The following is a 16,430-nucleotide window of genomic DNA, read 5'->3' as shown; positions in this document are numbered from 1 at the left end:
GTTTTTGATAAAACCATCTTAGTTAAAAATTTATTCACTAATCAAACAGTAAATGGATATTTGATAGCCTCATGGCACTGGTACCCTTCAAGGATAAAATCATCTGAAGTTACCCATGTTTCGAGATCTTCTAATGACTGAATTTTGGGGTTAATAATCAATGACGGAGAAGCAAAAGGCTCACGTTTTAGTTGGACATCACGCATTAAAGGTAATTGGTTTTCATAGATATGTGCATTCACAATTTTATGATAAGCCTTACCTGCTTTATGTCCTGTAATACGAGCCATTAGAGCGAGTAAAACAAAACATTGTACTTGGTTGAAATTTAAACCAAGAGGTACATCACAGCTACGCTGGTAAGATGTTAAATGTAGCGTATCACCTAATAGTGAAAAAGTATGAGTATGCATGCAAGGACGCAAGCAGCCCATTTCAAATTCACCAGGGTTATAGAAAGTGATAATTTCCGCACGGTCATCAATACCATTCTTTAAGTTATTGACGACTTTTTTCAGCTGATCTAAATGTGTTCCATCTGGGCGTTGCCATGAGCGCCCTTGAACACCATATACGCGCCCCATATCGTCTTCACCTTTGCGATGGGGATTATTCAGCCATGCTTGGTTTTCGTTTGCATTTGCATTCCAAGTATTACAACCAATTTCACGAAATTGAGCTGCATTGTCATAGCCACGGAGATAACCGAGAAGTTCAGCTATCGCCGCTTTATAGAAACTTTTACGAGTCGTAATCAAGGGGAATTGATTATTACCAACATCATATTCAAGGTCAGCGTTAATAACGGTTAAACAACGAACACCTGTACGTTTGTTTTCAACCCATTGACCCTCATCAATAATACGCTGGCATAAATCAAGATACGGCTTCATAGTGACTCTCTTTTTCAAAAATAACTTAAGTGGCTAACCTTCGCCTTATTGTATTTCATTGTTTTATTTACAAAATAGTTATACTCAACAGACTAAGTTAGCCCCAATAAATGGACTAATTAACTCTTTTTAGGCTCTTTTAGTGGCTTATGAGCCGGCACATTCTTACCATATTTATAAGCCCAGACAATCATTAGAATGCCAATAATAATCATTGGGATTGATAGAATTTGCCCCATACTAATACCACCAAATAAACCAAGCTGTGCGTCCGGTTGCCTAAAGAATTCAACGATAATCCTAAATGCACCATAACCAATCAAGAATAGCCCAGAAACACTCCCCATAGGGCGGGGCTTACGCACAAATAAGTTCAAGATGAGAAACAGAACAATTCCCTCTAAGAACATTTCATAAAGTTGTGATGGATGTCTTGGTAGCACACCATACTGCTCTAATATGGGTAGTAACGAAGGGTCTTGGGCGGCAAGCTGAATATCTTCACTGCGTGAATGTGGAAATAAAAATGCCCATGGCGTATCAAGTGTAACTCGTCCCCATAGCTCCCCATTAATAAAGTTCCCAATACGCCCCATGCCTAAACCAAATGGAATTAATGGTGCAACAAAGTCAGAAACTTGCAGGAAACGACGGCGAGTACGATGAGCAAACCACATCATGGCACATATCACACCGATTAAGCCCCCATGGAAGGACATACCGCCATCCCAAACCTTAAAGAGGTATAGAGGATCATCAAGAAAAACAGGAAGATTATAGAAGAAAACGTAACCTAGCCGACCACCAACAAATACGCCAACAAAGCCAACATATAACAAGTTTTCGACTTCATTTTTTGTCCAGCCACTATTTGGTTTTGCGGCACGACGCCCTGCAAGCCAAAGGGCAAAAACAAAACCAACAAGGTACATAAAACCATACCAATGTAACGACACTGGCCCAATCGAAAACATAACAGGATCTATTTCCGGAAATGCTAAGTAGTTGTTACTCATTGTTCCCCACTTTTTAATCATTAAGCCAACTACTCGTCGACTATTACGTATTCAACAGGCTTCAATTTGTGAAGCACCCTGAAGCATACAACAAAAAGTATCATCATTTATACTTGATATTTTTAGGCCTTAACCAAATTAGATGCTTACATCTTGTTGTAAATTAAATTCCACCACGCACAAAACCACCTAAACGGTGCTGTTCCATAAACTCACTCGCTTCTTGCCTAACGCTATCACAAGTTTCTGCAGCCAATAACTTCGGTACTAACTGTGACATCAAAGCAGGGTCAAGCTGGCGGATTAAATATTTCATGCGAGGAACACTACGCCCACTCATACTTAAAGAGCGATACCCAAGTGCAATTAATACCATTGCGCTAAGTGGTTGACCTGCCATTTCCCCACAAACGCTTACAGGGAGTTCCAGGCGTTGGCACTCTTCACTTACCTTTGCTAAAAAGCGCACAACTGAGGGATGAAGATTATCATATAGCGCTGCTACATGGGTGTTATTACGGTCAACAGCAAGTAAATATTGTGTAAAGTCATTAGTCCCGATAGAGATAAAATCAACACGTTTTTTAATTTCAGGTAGTAAAAACAGTAAAGAAGGAACTTCAAGCATAATACCAATTTGAGGCATCTCAACTGGCATTTTTAATAAAACACTCACTTCTTCTCTTGCTCTTTTAACCAGCAAAATTGCTTCGTCTATCTCATTAACACTTGTCACCATCGGTAATAAAATACGTAAATTACCCGAAAGCGTATTCGCCCGTAACATAGCCCTTAGCTGAATCAAAAAGATCTCGGGCTGGTCCAACATAATACGAATACCACGCCAACCTAAGCTTGGGTTTTCTTCGCTAATTGGCATATAAGGCAGCTGTTTATCTGCCCCTATATCAAGAGTTCTTAGCACAACCAGTTTGGTAGGAAAAAGTTGCAAAACTTCCTTATAGAGCTGTTTCTGCTCATCTTCCGAGGGAAAACCATTGTGCAGCATAAAAGGCAGCTCAGTACGATACAAACCAACACCATCAACCCCAGTGTTAATTTGTTGCTCGTAACGCGGACTTAAACCTGCATTAAGGTAAATGTGAACTTTTTCGCCATCTTTAAGTATTGCATCTTGCTCAAGAGTCCCTTCAGCTAAGCGGCTAATGGCATTTTCTTCTTCAATAATTTGCTGATATTCCTGAACAATTAAATTTTCAGGTTCAATAAAGACCTCACCACGGTACCCATCCAATATTAAATGGCGGTTATGTAATAACGAAGGCTCAATATCAGCCCCCATAATTGCAGGGATCCCCATGGCTCTGATTAAAATCGCAGAATGAGAATGTGTTGCTCCGTCACGCACGACCACACCGGCAAGTTGTTCAATAGGCAACTCAGCCAACACGCTAGCACTTAGCTCATCAGCAACTAAAATAAAGCTTTCTGGCCATTGTTCATTTGCGGTAAGTGAATCATCAAGATGAAACAATAAGCGTTGACCTAATGCTTTTAAGTCTGCCCCTCTTTCCCTTAGATAAAGGTCACGCAGGCGAGAAAACTGCTCCACATAATTTTCAATAACCGTTTTAACCGCCCATTCAGCGGTTGCATTGTCATTAATAGCGGCAAACAGGTGTTTTTTTAGTTGAGGGTCACTAAGTAGATGATTATAGAGATCAAAAATCGCAGCACTTTCTTTTGCTGAGCTAGCCATAAAACGCTTACTAATACGACGACATTCTGCTGTGGCACTTTCAAGAGCGGCGACAAGGCGTTGTTTTTCTTTATCGATATCAATAGCACTCGCTTGGAAAATACTATCTAAAGAAGGTTGGGAGCTATCTTGCCACCCATAAGCCATTGCAATTCCCTGTGATACCGGAATCGCTTTAATTCTATTTTGCCGATATTGCCCAAAAATACCTTTCGCTTGCGCTTGTGACAAAATCACAGCCAGTTGCATTGACAATGTGACCATGAAAGATTCTTCGGTTTCATTAAACAACCGCTTTTCCCGCTGCTGTACCACCAGCACGCCTAATAATTGGCGACGATAGACCACGGGAACACCTAAGAAAGCTCTCAAGCGTTCTTCTTTAAGCTGAGGCAGGAATTTATACTGAGGGTGTTCACGAATATCGGCTAGATTGAGCATCTCAGACTGGCGCCCTACCGCCCCTACGACACCTTCATCAAAACCTAGACGAATAGCAATCCCGCTAGGTTTTTTTAACCCGCGGGTTGCCATTAAGTAATAGCATTGGCGAAGGTGATCTGCTAAATAAATGGAACAAACATCTGTTCTCATTGCTTTGCAAGTCTCATTCACCAACACTTCTAGCGCATCAGTCAAACTTGTCGCCATTGCAACTTTTTCGACAATTTCACGTAAACGCATCAACATAGGCTACTTTGCTCCACGCCTACGGTTATTAAAAGTGGGTCGTTGTGGTAATTTTTGTTCCTGTAAAGGCATTACTACGGGGGCGAATTCTTTCATGACACGCCGATAAACTTCACGTTTAAAAGAAACGACCTGCCTAACAGGATACCAATAACTGACCCATCGCCAGCCATCAAATTCTGGCGATTTACTGCGCTGCACGTTTATATCGGCATCATTGCATTGAAGTTGGAGTAAAAACCAACGCTGTTTCTGCCCAATACAAACAGGTTTTGTATCCCAACGCACCAAACGCTTGGGTAATTTGTAACGTAACCAATTACGGGTAGATGCCAATAACCTGACATCTTTACGCTGTAGCCCGACTTCTTCGTATAGCTCACGATACATCGCCTGTTCCGGCGATTCCCCAGGATTGATGCCTCCTTGAGGAAATTGCCATGAGTGCTGACCATAGCGGCGGGCCCATAAAACTTGCCCTTGCCGATTACAAATTACAATTCCTACATTCGGGCGGTAGCCATCATCATCAATCACAGACTACCTCAATAACCAAATTTGAAAGATGCCTAATTGTTTCACACATACCTAAACTGGTAAACCTATATCAATACAGTTTGCAGATATGCCTGAAGTCACTACAATAGTGAACATCTCAACGGGGTGCCGAATTTATTTAGGCTGAGAAATAACCCGTAGAACCTGATCCGGTTAATACCGGCGTAGGGATTTGAGCCACCGCCAGCATATCTGCACCGGTTCCTCCTCAAATCCTGTGTCACTATCTTTTAGCGCAGGAAAAAGCATGTTTAAAAACAAAATTATAGCATCTATTCTTACCTTTAGTGCACTCAGTTTAAGTCAATTGGCATGGGCTGATAAACCAACGCTTACTGTTTATACCTACGATTCCTTTGCAGCAGAATGGGGACCGGGCCCACAAATTAAAAAGAATTTCGAAGCGCAGTGCGATTGTGAATTAAAAATAGTCGCACTGGGGGATGGCGTAGCTCTGCTAAACAGGCTCAGAATGGAAGGAAAAAAAAGCAAAGCGGATGTGATTTTAGGGTTAGATAATAATTTATTAGATTCTGCTGAAAAAACAGGCCTGTTTGCCCCTGCTGACATTAATACCAGCGCATTAAAACTCCCTATTTCATGGGATAGCTCAACTTTCATTCCTTATGACTATGGTTACTTCGCATTTATATATGACACTAATAAAATTAAACAACCACCAGCCAGCATGGATGCATTATTAAATAGTGAAAATAATTGGAAAATTATTTACCAAGACCCTCGAACCAGTACCCCTGGACTTGGCTTGATGCTGTGGATTGAAAAGCTGTATGGCAACAAATCTGCTGATGCATGGCAAAAAATGGCAGGCAAAACGCTTACCGTAACAAAAGGTTGGAGTGAAGCTTATGGCCTGTTCTTAAAAGGAGAAGGTGATTTTGTACTCAGTTATACCTCGTCGCCGGGCTATCAAATGCTTAATGACCAAAAAGATAACTATGCTGCCGCCTTATTTAATGAAGGGCACTATATGCAAGTTGAAGTGGCTGCAAGGTTAAAAAACAGTCCAGAGCCTGAATTGGCAAAACAATTTTTACAGTTTGTCTTAACCCCTGAATTCCAAAATACTTTACCAACAACCAACTGGATGTATCCGGTCATTGATATTCCATTGCCAGAGGTCTATAACCAGTTACCTCTACCTGAAAAAGCCTTACAATTTAGTTCTCAAGAAGTGGCCAAAGAACGCCAAAATTGGACTCGTTTATGGCAAACCGCCGTCAGTCGCTAATTAATTTATCTCTACTACCGGGGGCGTTGGCCTCCGGATTACTGATTACCGTTGCACTCATTAGTTTTGGTGCTCTGTGGTTTTTTGCGCCTGAAATTTCAATGGCTGATATTATCAGCGATAGCTATTTGTGGCATGTGATTGGTTTTACCTTTTGGCAGGCTTTTTTATCCGCTATTTTTTCTGTAGTCCCTGCTATTTTTCTCGCCAGAGCATTGCATCGCCGTCGTTTTTTTGGGCGAACTCTATTTTTACGCTTATGTGCAATGACGTTGGTTCTTCCTGTGTTAGTTGCCGTATTTGGTATTTTATCGGTTTACGGGCAAACGGGTTGGCTGGCTAAACTGTGCCAATTATTGGGGCTTAATTACAGTTTTTCGCCTTATGGCCTAAAGGGGATTTTGCTAGCACATGTCTTCTTTAATATGCCGCTAGCAACGCGTATGCTATTACAATCTTTAGAAAATATCGCTATTGAGCAACGGCAAATTGCAGCACAGCTGAGGTTTAATGAGTGGCAGCAATTTACCATTTTAGAATGGCCTTATTTACGGAGACAAATATTACCCACTGCTGCGTTAATTTTTATGCTGTGCTTTGCCAGCTTTGCGACTGTTCTCGCGTTGGGGGGTGGCCCAGCAGCTACGACCATCGAATTAGCTATTTACCAAGCACTTAATTATGATTTTGATTTAGGGCGAGCCACTATTTTAGCATTAATTCAACTCTTCTTCTGTGTCGGTTTGATGTTTATCTGCCACAGAGTAAATAGTGTATTTTCTGTTGGTTTTAGTCATCAGTCCCAATGGGTTAATCCTGCTGATAACACGTTTCGCCGCATTCGTGATTTTTTGCTCATCGCCGCTGCCATACTATTACTACTCCCCCCGCTGTTCGCGGTTATTTTCGATGGATTAAATGGGCAACTTTGGGCGGTATTGCAGCAACCCGCCTTATGGCAAGCCACGGCAACCTCAGTGTTTATTGCACTATGTGCTGGCGCTGTCTGTGTGGTACTAACCTTAATGTTGTTATGGAGCAGCCGCGAATTGCGCTTACGCCAAGCAGCTCGTTTAGGGCAAGCCATAGAGCTTAGCGGGTTAATTATTTTAGCCATGCCGGGTATCGTCCTCGCGACAGGTTTTTTTATCTTTTTTAATGAAACGATAGGCTTACCTGAATCCCCTTACCCATTAGTTATCATGACTAACGCTTTGTTGGCCATTCCTTATGCGTTAAAAGTATTAGAAAACCCTATGCGAGACAGTGCTGAACGCTATAACCCGTTATGCCAATCACTCGATATTTCGGGTTTTAATCGTTTGCGAATTATTGAACTGAAAGCACTACGCAAACCAATTGCTCAAGCTCTTGCGTTTGCCTGTGTTATCTCAATTGGTGATTTTGGTGTCGTCGCGTTATTTGGCAATGATAACTTCCGCACGCTCCCTTATTATCTTTATCAGCAAATAGGGGCTTACCGATCAAACGATGGTGCAGTGACAGCCATGCTATTGTTATTGCTTTGTTTTTGCTTATTTAGCTTGATTGAACGTATTTCAGGAAAACATCATGATTAAATTGACTCAGCTAGATTACCAATACGACAACCTGACAATGTCGTTTGATTTTTCTGTTCAATCTGGTGAATCTGTTGCTGTTATGGGGCCTAGTGGTGCAGGGAAAAGTACGCTATTAAGTTTGATTAGCGGCTTTCAATTCCCCAATAATGGTACGATTGAGCTTAATGGCGAAGACCATACCTTTAGCCCACCCGCTAAGCGCCCTGTTTCTATGCTATTTCAAGAAAATAATTTATTTTCACACCTGACGATCCGGCAAAATATTGGCCTTGGGTTACAACCCAATTTGCGCCTCAATAAAACGCAAATTCAGCAAGTTGAGCAAATGGCGAGTCGTGTCAGCCTGAGTGAATGTTTAGATAGGTTACCGGCGCAACTGTCGGGGGGGCAACGACAACGTGCGGCATTAGCACGCTGCATGATCCGTAATCAACCGATTTTACTGCTCGATGAACCCTTTTCTGCTCTCGACCCTGCATTACGCCGAGAAATGCTACTATTACTCAAGGAAATTTGTGCGGAAAAATCAATCACACTGTTAATGGTTTCTCATAATGTTAATGATGCCCTACAAATTGCCCCGAGAACACTGGTTATTGCAGAGGGCAAAATTGCTTACGATGGCGATACCCAAAGCCTATTACAAGGGCAAAGTGCAGCATCTGCTTTATTGAGTATTACAGCCGTTTCTAATAATTAGCACTGTATAAATTCACACTATTCGCGTATATTTATCCTAACTATTTTTATGCGAGTAGCCTAATGACCCAACTCATCGCCCCAGCGGAAAGAGGCTTTATTCTTAGCCGGCACTGGAGAGACACCCGTCACGGTGTCGAGGTCTCTTATTGGCTACTCACTGATAACCAACCACAAAAGGTCACTGTTCCATATCAAAAAGCGATTGGTTTTTTAGCTGAATCTCAATTTCCTCGAGTAAAACACCTATTAGATGAACAACCCAATATTACCTATCGGCTTCTTGAATTAATTGATTTTAAACGTGAAAAGGTCTATGCGATTTATTGCCACCAATATCGACAATTACAGAACCTTGAAAAAAACTGCAACGAATTGGATGTTGAATTATTAGAAACCGATATTCGCCCAAGTGAACGGTATCTAATGGAACGCTTTATCGCAGCCTCTGTCTGGTTTTCTCGAAATCAGCAAGGGGAGTTTCAACTAAAACCTTGCGAAGGCTACCGCCCCTTAGTCAAGGCCGTTTCCCTTGATATCGAAACCAGCCAACATGGTGAACTCTATTCTATAGGGCTGTCTGGCTGTGGTGACAACGTGGTATTTATGTTGGGACCAGAACAAGGGCCTGCATTGAGCGCTGAACATCGCTTAATCTATGTGAATAGCCGCCCGCAATTACTTCATAAACTCAATGAATGGCTTCACCAATACGACCCTGATGCCATCGTTGGTTGGAACCTAATCCAATTCGACCTACAAGTATTACAAAAACATGCAGAGCGTTATGGCATCCCCTTATTGTTTGGCCGGCAAAGCAAAAAGCTGGAATGGCGAGAGCATGGATTTAAACAAGGCGTCTTTTTTGCCGCTGCTGAAGGCCGGTTAATTATTGATGGTATCGATGCATTAAAAGCAGCGACCTGGAGTTTTCCATCATTTAGTTTAGAGTCTGTCGCCCAAGCGCTACTTGGTGAAGGTAAAGCGATTGATACCCCTTATGACCGAATGGATGAGATCAACCGTCGTTTCGCTCACGATAAACCTGCTTTAGCTCACTACAATATTCAGGACTGTATTTTAGTCCATCGAATCTTTGAAAAAACCGATTTAATGGCTTTCTTGCAGGAACGTTCAACGGTAACAGGTCTTGCTGTTGATAAAATGGGGGGCTCTGTAGCTGCATTCTCACACCTTTATATTCCCCGCTTACACCGACTTGGTTTCGTTGCGCCCAACCTCACAGAACAAAAAATGCAACTGAACCCCGGGGGCTTTGTCATGGACTCCCAACCCGGGTTATATGACTCCGTATTAGTTTTGGACTACAAAAGCCTATATCCTTCAATTATTAGAACTTTTCTCATCGACCCTGCAGGTATGATTGACGGGTTAGCACACCCTAACCTTGCACATTCGGTTCCCGGTTTTCGCCAAGCTTGGTTTTCTCGCACAACCCACTGTTTACCCGATATTGTCAGCCATATCTGGCAAGAGCGGGATAAAGCCAAAAAAGAGCATAATGCACCACTATCCCAAGCGCTAAAAATTATTATGAACGCATTTGCTGGAGTATTAGGAGCTGAAGGATGCCGTTTTTTTGACCCAAGACTGACCGCATCAATCACCATGCGTGGCCATGAAATTATGCGTACAACCAAACGCTTGATTGAGTCACAGGGTTACCAAGTTATTTATGGAGATACCGACTCCACGTTTGTATGGTTACGTGATGCCCACAATGAAGAACAAGCACAAAAAATTGGCTTTGCTTTACGTGATTACGTAAATAGTTGGTGGAAAAAACATTTAGCAGAAGAATGGCAATTAGAAGGTGTTTTAGAGCTCGAGTATGAAACCCATTACCGCCGATTTTTGATGCCCACCGTACGTGGTGCCGAAATGGGGAGCAAAAAGCGCTATGCAGGATTGAGTAAAGACACCATGGTATTTAGAGGGCTGGAAACCATTCGTTCAGACTGGACACCATTAGCTCAAATATTCCAAAAAGAGCTCTATACTCGTATTTTTTATCACCAACCTTACCGTGAATATATTCGTGAGTATGTCCAAAATATTCGTTCGGGCCAATATGATGACCGTTTAGTTTATCGTAAGCGTCTGCGCCGAAAATTGACTGATTACCAAAAAAATGTTCCTCCGCATGTTCGAGCCGCTCGTACTGCTGATGACTATAATTTAAAATTACAGCGCCCTTTGCAGTACCAAAATGGCGGTTGGATAAACTATATTATTACTCAGGCGGGGCCTGAACCATTGGAAATCATCACGGCAAAACCGGATTACGAACATTATATATCCAAACAAATCAAACCGATAGCAGATGCTATCTTGCCTTTCTTACAGGATGACTTTGATACCCTGCTAACTGGGCAAATTACCCTTTTGTTTTAAAATTTATTCTACCTTTGATGTTTTTTTAACAGGTGACGATAGCCTTCGGTTGAATTAATATATCGCCCCTTTGGTGTCTCGCACGTCTGGCTACACAAATTATGCGTGATAATCAACAATACTCATTATAATTCAAATAGACTGACTCATTGTCTCGGCCACAAGCCCAGCAAACGCCTTAGTGCTCACTTTGCTGCAATTTGAATGATTAAATGTGTATAATTAATCATCAGGTAACGACTATTTTTAAAATAATTCGAACTCTTCCTTGTGTAACTATTAATGAGTTACACCAACACTGGGCGAAGACACTGATAAAAATTGTCTTAAAAAATCTAAAAAATAAACTCTCAATTTTATGGAATTAAGTTAAATCTATGCCATTTACTCTTGGTCAACGCTGGATCAGCGATACAGAAAGCGAACTTGGATTAGGTGCCGTCGTGGCAATTGATGCCCGTATGGTAACGTTGCTTTTCCCTGCCAGTGGCGAAAACCGCCTATACTCTAGCAGCGATGCCCCTATTACCCGAGTGATGTTTAATGAAGGTGATACCATTACCAGCCACGAAGGCTGGCAACTTCAAGTTGAAAGCATTGAAGAAGATAAAGGATTATTGACTTACATCGGCACACGTTTAGATACGCAAGAAACCGGTGTGAGCCTTAGAGAGGTGTTCCTCGACAGCAAGCTCACATTCAATAAGCCGCAAGATCGTCTATTTGCTGGGCAAATTGACCGTATGGATCGCTTTGCTTTACGCTTTCGTGCGCGCAAATTTCAAAGTGAGCAAGTCAAACACCAAGCGACAGGCCTACGCGGTATTCGTGCAAGCCTGATCCCACACCAATTACATATTGCCAATGAAGTGGGAAAACGCCACCATCCGCGCGTATTACTCGCTGACGAAGTGGGCTTAGGTAAAACCATTGAAGCGGGGATGATTATCCACCAGCAATTAATGGCAGGCCGTGCAGAGCGCGTCTTAGTTATCGTTCCTGATAGCTTACAACACCAATGGCTGGTTGAGATGCTGCGCCGCTTTAATCTGCGTTTTTCTTTGTTTGATGATAGCCGTTACAGTGAAGCACAACATGATAGCGATAACCCATTTGAAACAGAACAACTCGTTCTGTGTTCACTGGATTTTGTCCGCCGTAATAAGCAGCGTTTTGACCAATTAGTTGAAGCGGGCTGGGATATGATGGTTGTCGATGAAGCTCACCACTTACAGTGGAGCGAAACTGCCCCGAGCCGCGAATATCAAGTTATTGAAACATTAGCTGAAAATATTCCGTCTATTTTGCTATTAACGGCAACACCGGAACAGCTAGGCCAAGAAAGTCACTTCGCTCGCCTGCGTTTACTTGACCCTAGCCGCTTCCATGATTACCAGGAGTTTATTGCTGAGCAAGAAAACTACCGCCCTGTTGCTGATGCGGTTTCGCTGTTGCTGTCAGGTGATAAACTAACTAATGACCAGCAAAATTTGCTTAATGAGCTAATCAAAGAACAAGATATCGAACCACTATTAAAGGCTGCAAACCTTGAAAGTGAAGACGGCAATGCCGCACGCCAAGAACTGATCAACATGTTAATGGATCGCCATGGTACCAGCCGACTGTTGTTCAGAAATACCCGTAATGGTGTCAAAGGTTTCCCTCGCCGTGAGTTGCATTCACTAAAAATGCCATTGCCCACCCAATACCAAACTGCAATTAAAGTGGCAGGTATTATGGGCAGTAAAAAAGACGTTGAAACACGTGCAAAAGAAATGCTCTACCCTGAGCAAATTTACCAAGAGTTTGAAGGTGAAAATGCCACTTGGTGGAACTTTGACCCACGTGTTGAATGGTTAATGGGCTTTTTGACCGCAAACCGCCATGAAAAAGTGTTAGTAATCTGCGCGAAAGCCGCAACCGCACTACAATTGGAGCAAGTGTTACGCGAACGCGAAGCGATTCGTGCTGCCGTGTTTCATGAGGGGTTATCACTATTAGAGCGTGACCGAGCAGCTGCCTATTTCGCTTCTCAAGAAGAAGGGGCACAGGTGCTATTGTGTTCTGAAATCGGCTCTGAAGGGCGTAACTTCCAATTTGCTAACCAGTTGGTGATGTTCGATCTGCCGTTTAATCCAGACTTACTTGAGCAGCGCATCGGCCGTTTAGACCGTATTGGCCAAAGCCGTGATATCAGCATTCATGTGCCTTATTTAGAAAATACCGCTCAATCTGTATTGATCCGTTGGTATCACGAAGGCTTAGATGCCTTTGAACATACCTGCCCAACAGGCCGAGCTATCTACGATAAATACTACCAACCATTGCTGCAATTTATGGCTGAACCGACAGTCACTGAAGGTTTTGATGATTTTATTAAAACCTGCCGCGCAGAGCATGACAGCTTAAAATTGCAATTAGAACAAGGCCGTGACCGCTTACTTGAAATGCATTCAAACGGTGGCGAGTCAGGTAATCAGTTAGCTGAAGAAATTAGCGAAGGCGATAACGATACTGAATTGGTTAACTTTGCGCTCAATCTTTTTGATATCGTTGGCATTAATCAAGAAGACAAAAGTGATAACTTAATTATCCTAACGCCATCTGACCATATGTTAGTACCTGATTTCCCAGGACTTCCTCAAGATGGCTGCACCATCACGTTTGATAGAGAGCAAGCGCTTTCCCGTGAAGATACGCAATTTATCAGCTGGGAACACCCTATTATTCGTAATGGTTTAGATTTAGTGTTATCTGGCGATACAGGCAGTTGTGCGGTTTCTTTACTGAAAAACAAAGCGCTGCCTGTTGGCACCTTATTGACTGAACTCATTTACGTTGTGGAAGCTCAAGCGCCTAAGAACCTGCAAATCAGCCGGTTCTTACCAGCAACCCCGGTACGCTTATTAATTGATTTAAAAGGTAATAACTTATCATCTCAAGTTGAGTTTGAAAGTTTTAACCGCCAATTAAATGCCATTAACCGCCATATGGCGAGCAAACTGGTAAATGCAGTACAAAATGAGGTTCATTCGGTATTACGCTTATCTGAGCCGATGATCGAAAAAGAAGCCAAAGCATTGATAGAAAATGCAAAAGAAGCGGCTGATAAAGCGCTGACGTTGGAGCTTTCTCGTTTAGAAGCACTCAAAGCGGTCAACCCAAACATCCGTGATGAAGAGCTTGATATTATTGAAGAAGAGCGCCAGCAACTGATGACCAATATCGACCAAGCCACATGGCGCCTAGATGCCATTCGCTTAGTTGTGGTGACTCATCAGTAAACTATGATAATCAAACCATATTGTTCTATATGGTTTGATAATTAATTTAAAATCTACAACTCGAACTAATTATTTTATTTCGTACTTTTGCGTAATAAAAATAGGGTTACCCTAAGTAATTCGAGTTGTAGGTAGGCAGCAAACGAAGATATCTTGGGGAGCATACATAAGTACGTGACCCGAGTAGCTGAGTGAAGCTAACACCCCTACAACTTGAAGTATGACGGGTAATTGAATGATACCGTACAATCCACCGCTAGAACCTTGGCTCCACATCCTCTATCAAGACGACCATATCATTGTCGTCAACAAGCCAAGCGAACTACTTTCTGTTCCCGGAAAAGCCCCTGAGCACCACGATAGCATTATGAGCCGTATTCAACGTGATTTTCCTGCTGCTGAATCCGTACATCGCTTAGATATGGCAACCAGTGGCGTCATGGTTGTGGCACTGCACAAAAAGGCTGAGCGTGAGCTCAAACGCCAATTTAGGGAGCGTGAGCCCAAAAAATTCTATATTGCTCGTGTCTGGGGACATTTAGAAAAAGAAAAAGGCTTGATTGATTTGCCGCTAATTTGCGATTGGCCAAACCGCCCTAAGCAAAAGGTGTGTTTCGAAACAGGGAAATCGGCACAAACTGAATACCAAGTATTACAATACGAAGAACAAGCGACACGCGTGAAGCTTTCACCTATTACGGGTCGTTCTCACCAACTGAGAGTCCATATGTTAGCTTTAGGCCACCCAATATTAGGCGACCGTTTCTATGCTCACGATGAAGCCAAAGCGCTCGCCCCTCGCTTACAATTACATGCACAGGAATTATACATCACTCATCCTGAATATGGCACGCCAATGCATTTTACCTGCCCACCGGATTTTTAACGGTCTCTAATCGATTGATTAGATTTCAATATTACCAGTGCAAAAATTAACTCACTCTGTTTTTGCGCTGATTATTTTCCCGTTTGTTTTACCCTAAGAACATACATAACTATGTAACTAGGGTGCGCGAGCGCAGCCAACAAAAAACGGAAGCGAAATAATCCATTTTAATTATTCCCCTGATTTCCCCTAAATAGTTCGTGTTGCAGCTAGGCGGCAAGAGAGCGAATCCTTAGGAGCGTAGATTACTACGTGACTAGGGTTCATGAATGAAGACAACAAAGCGAGATTTTTTGGTTTTTCTTCGTTAGCCTGATTTCCCCTAAATAGTTCGTGTTGCAGCTAGGCGGCAAGAGAGCAAATCCCTAGGAGCATACAGTAGTATGTGACTAGGGTGCGCGAGCGCAGCCAACAACGCTGCGGCGCGAAATATGACGGGGAAATTTATTTGAAGCCGAGCTCCTTCTTAACTAAGTCATAAGCTGCTTGGATAGACTGCGCCTTTTGCTTCGCAATCTCCATCATCTCTGGCGGCAAACCTTTCGCAACTAGTTTATCGGGGTGATGTTCGCTCATCAGTTTACGATAGGCTCGCTTAATTTTTGTTGGGTCATCACTAGGAGACACGCCAAGCACTTTACAAGCATCTTCAAGGGTTGGGCCATTTGATTGCTGATAATACCCTCCTGATTGCTGCTGAGAGTATCCTTGGCCAAATTGGCGACCACTTTGGATCATATCCAAGAACTGTTCAAACTGAACCTTAGAAATACCGAGCTCTTCGGCAATAATAAACAACACTTTTCGTTCGTTCGGGTGTAATTGTCCATCAGCAAAAGCAGCTTGTAATTGAATTTCCAGAAACATCTGAATCAAGTCAAAACGGCCATAACAGGCCATACGTAATTGTTTTAATACATCACGCAATGGAAAGTTAGGGGATTTGCCTTCTCTAAATGCTTGTTGAGCCGCTTTTCGTGTTTCTCCATGTAATTGCATTCTGTCCATTAAATTGGTCGCAAGCTGAATATCTGTCTCGGTTACACGGCCTTTGGACTTCGTTAAATGCCCCAAAATTTGGAAGGTACTCGCAAAGAAAATGATTTGGCGATCTCGCTTATTCATTCTCCCTGCAAATTTACGTTGAATCGATGCTTTATCAAAACCATGCCCAATAATTAACCCAACTAGCGCTCCCCAAAAGCCCAATCCAGAGACGATTGCGAGTATAACGCCAATAATTTTGCCCCAATAGTGCATATATCCCTCAATTCTTCAATGCTCAAAATGCAATTTTGCATTATCATACTATTCATTCAGCTCTATGCATAACTACCCGCGCGTAAAGTTTCTTACATTATACTGGCGCAAAGTGGTTGGCTAAGTTAGTCTTTGAGCGTTTGCTGGCGATGCCAATGATGACGGAACCCCATA

Annotated in this window: 11 protein-coding genes and 1 riboswitch; of the genes, 6 read left to right on the top strand and 5 right to left on the bottom strand. The window is 42.5% G+C overall.

The features are described 5' to 3' along the window. Window positions 1-41: 41 nt before the first annotated feature. The 4 genes from PR683_RS13055 to rppH all read right to left on the bottom strand — a co-directional run bounded on the left by PR683_RS13055 (window position 42) and on the right by rppH (window position 4,856). Window positions 42-893: a thymidylate synthase gene (locus tag PR683_RS13055; protein WP_004908666.1), complete on the bottom strand. Its 852-nt coding sequence runs from the start codon at window positions 891-893 to the stop codon at window positions 42-44. Between the two features lie 119 nt (window positions 894-1,012). Further along, window positions 1,013-1,909 carry a prolipoprotein diacylglyceryl transferase gene (gene lgt / locus PR683_RS13050; protein ID WP_004908663.1) on the bottom strand — a complete coding sequence of 299 codons (897 nt, stop codon included), beginning with the start codon at window positions 1,907-1,909 and terminating at the stop codon, window positions 1,013-1,015. A 163-nt stretch (window positions 1,910-2,072) separates the two neighbouring features. Further along, window positions 2,073-4,319 (bottom strand): phosphoenolpyruvate--protein phosphotransferase, encoded by a 2,247-nt coding sequence (ptsP, locus tag PR683_RS13045; protein ID WP_004908660.1) that lies wholly within the window; start codon window positions 4,317-4,319, stop codon window positions 2,073-2,075. Window positions 4,320-4,322: 3 nt separating this feature from the next. Continuing rightward, window positions 4,323-4,856 (bottom strand): RNA pyrophosphohydrolase, encoded by a 534-nt coding sequence (gene rppH / locus PR683_RS13040; protein WP_004908658.1) that lies wholly within the window; start codon window positions 4,854-4,856, stop codon window positions 4,323-4,325. A 112-nt stretch (window positions 4,857-4,968) separates the two neighbouring features. Continuing rightward, window positions 4,969-5,066: riboswitch (TPP riboswitch) on the top strand. Between the two features lie 58 nt (window positions 5,067-5,124). Between rppH and thiB the strand changes: the two genes are divergently transcribed. From thiB to rluA, 6 genes are all read left to right on the top strand, one after another. Then, entirely contained in the window at window positions 5,125-6,129 is a 1,005-nt protein-coding gene (gene thiB / locus PR683_RS13035) for a thiamine ABC transporter substrate binding subunit (RefSeq protein ID WP_272581811.1), read from the top strand. Continuing rightward, complete coding sequence (gene thiP / locus PR683_RS13030; RefSeq protein WP_272581810.1) at window positions 6,105-7,709, top strand: thiamine/thiamine pyrophosphate ABC transporter permease ThiP; 1,605 nt, start codon at window positions 6,105-6,107, stop codon at window positions 7,707-7,709. The genes thiB and thiP overlap by 25 nt, the downstream gene beginning before the upstream one ends. Continuing rightward, window positions 7,702-8,412 (top strand): thiamine ABC transporter ATP-binding protein ThiQ, encoded by a 711-nt coding sequence (gene thiQ / locus PR683_RS13025; protein WP_196720018.1) that lies wholly within the window; start codon window positions 7,702-7,704, stop codon window positions 8,410-8,412. Before thiP ends, thiQ begins: the two co-directional genes overlap by 8 nt. Before the next feature lie 62 nt (window positions 8,413-8,474). Continuing rightward, complete coding sequence (locus PR683_RS13020; protein WP_196720017.1) at window positions 8,475-10,826, top strand: DNA polymerase II; 2,352 nt, start codon at window positions 8,475-8,477, stop codon at window positions 10,824-10,826. Between the two features lie 377 nt (window positions 10,827-11,203). Then, a complete protein-coding gene (rapA, locus tag PR683_RS13015) occupies window positions 11,204-14,110 on the top strand; it encodes an RNA polymerase-associated protein RapA (protein ID WP_110731769.1) in 2,907 nt (968 codons plus the stop codon). 235 nt (window positions 14,111-14,345) lie between these two features. After that, window positions 14,346-14,996 (top strand): bifunctional tRNA pseudouridine(32) synthase/23S rRNA pseudouridine(746) synthase RluA, encoded by a 651-nt coding sequence (gene rluA, locus PR683_RS13010; RefSeq protein WP_004908638.1) that lies wholly within the window; start codon window positions 14,346-14,348, stop codon window positions 14,994-14,996. A 444-nt stretch (window positions 14,997-15,440) separates the two neighbouring features. Here rluA and djlA read toward each other — a convergent pair whose 3' ends face one another. Further along, window positions 15,441-16,256 carry a co-chaperone DjlA gene (gene djlA, locus PR683_RS13005; protein ID WP_004908636.1) on the bottom strand — a complete coding sequence of 272 codons (816 nt, stop codon included), beginning with the start codon at window positions 16,254-16,256 and terminating at the stop codon, window positions 15,441-15,443. Window positions 16,257-16,430: the final 174 nt, after the last annotated feature.

The organism is Providencia sp. PROV269 (assembly GCF_028477785.1).
Lineage (GTDB): Bacteria > Pseudomonadota > Gammaproteobacteria > Enterobacterales > Enterobacteriaceae > Providencia > Providencia rettgeri.
Note: the sequence above shows the minus strand (reverse complement) of the source record. Positions and strands in the feature narration are given on the sequence as shown.

Coding starts and splice junctions, on each gene's coding strand:
- lgt (WP_004908663.1), bottom strand. CDS start 1,909: ATGAGTAACAACTACTTAGCATTTCCGGAAATAGATCCTGTTATGTTT.
- thiQ (WP_196720018.1), top strand. CDS start 7,702: ATGATTAAATTGACTCAGCTAGATTACCAATACGACAACCTGACAATG.
- rapA (WP_110731769.1), top strand. CDS start 11,204: ATGCCATTTACTCTTGGTCAACGCTGGATCAGCGATACAGAAAGCGAA.
- rluA (WP_004908638.1), top strand. CDS start 14,346: ATGATACCGTACAATCCACCGCTAGAACCTTGGCTCCACATCCTCTAT.
- ptsP (WP_004908660.1), bottom strand. CDS start 4,319: ATGTTGATGCGTTTACGTGAAATTGTCGAAAAAGTTGCAATGGCGACA.
- thiP (WP_272581810.1), top strand. CDS start 6,105: ATGGCAAACCGCCGTCAGTCGCTAATTAATTTATCTCTACTACCGGGG.
- thiB (WP_272581811.1), top strand. CDS start 5,125: ATGTTTAAAAACAAAATTATAGCATCTATTCTTACCTTTAGTGCACTC.
- djlA (WP_004908636.1), bottom strand. CDS start 16,256: ATGCACTATTGGGGCAAAATTATTGGCGTTATACTCGCAATCGTCTCT.
- PR683_RS13055 (WP_004908666.1), bottom strand. CDS start 893: ATGAAGCCGTATCTTGATTTATGCCAGCGTATTATTGATGAGGGTCAA.
- PR683_RS13020 (WP_196720017.1), top strand. CDS start 8,475: ATGACCCAACTCATCGCCCCAGCGGAAAGAGGCTTTATTCTTAGCCGG.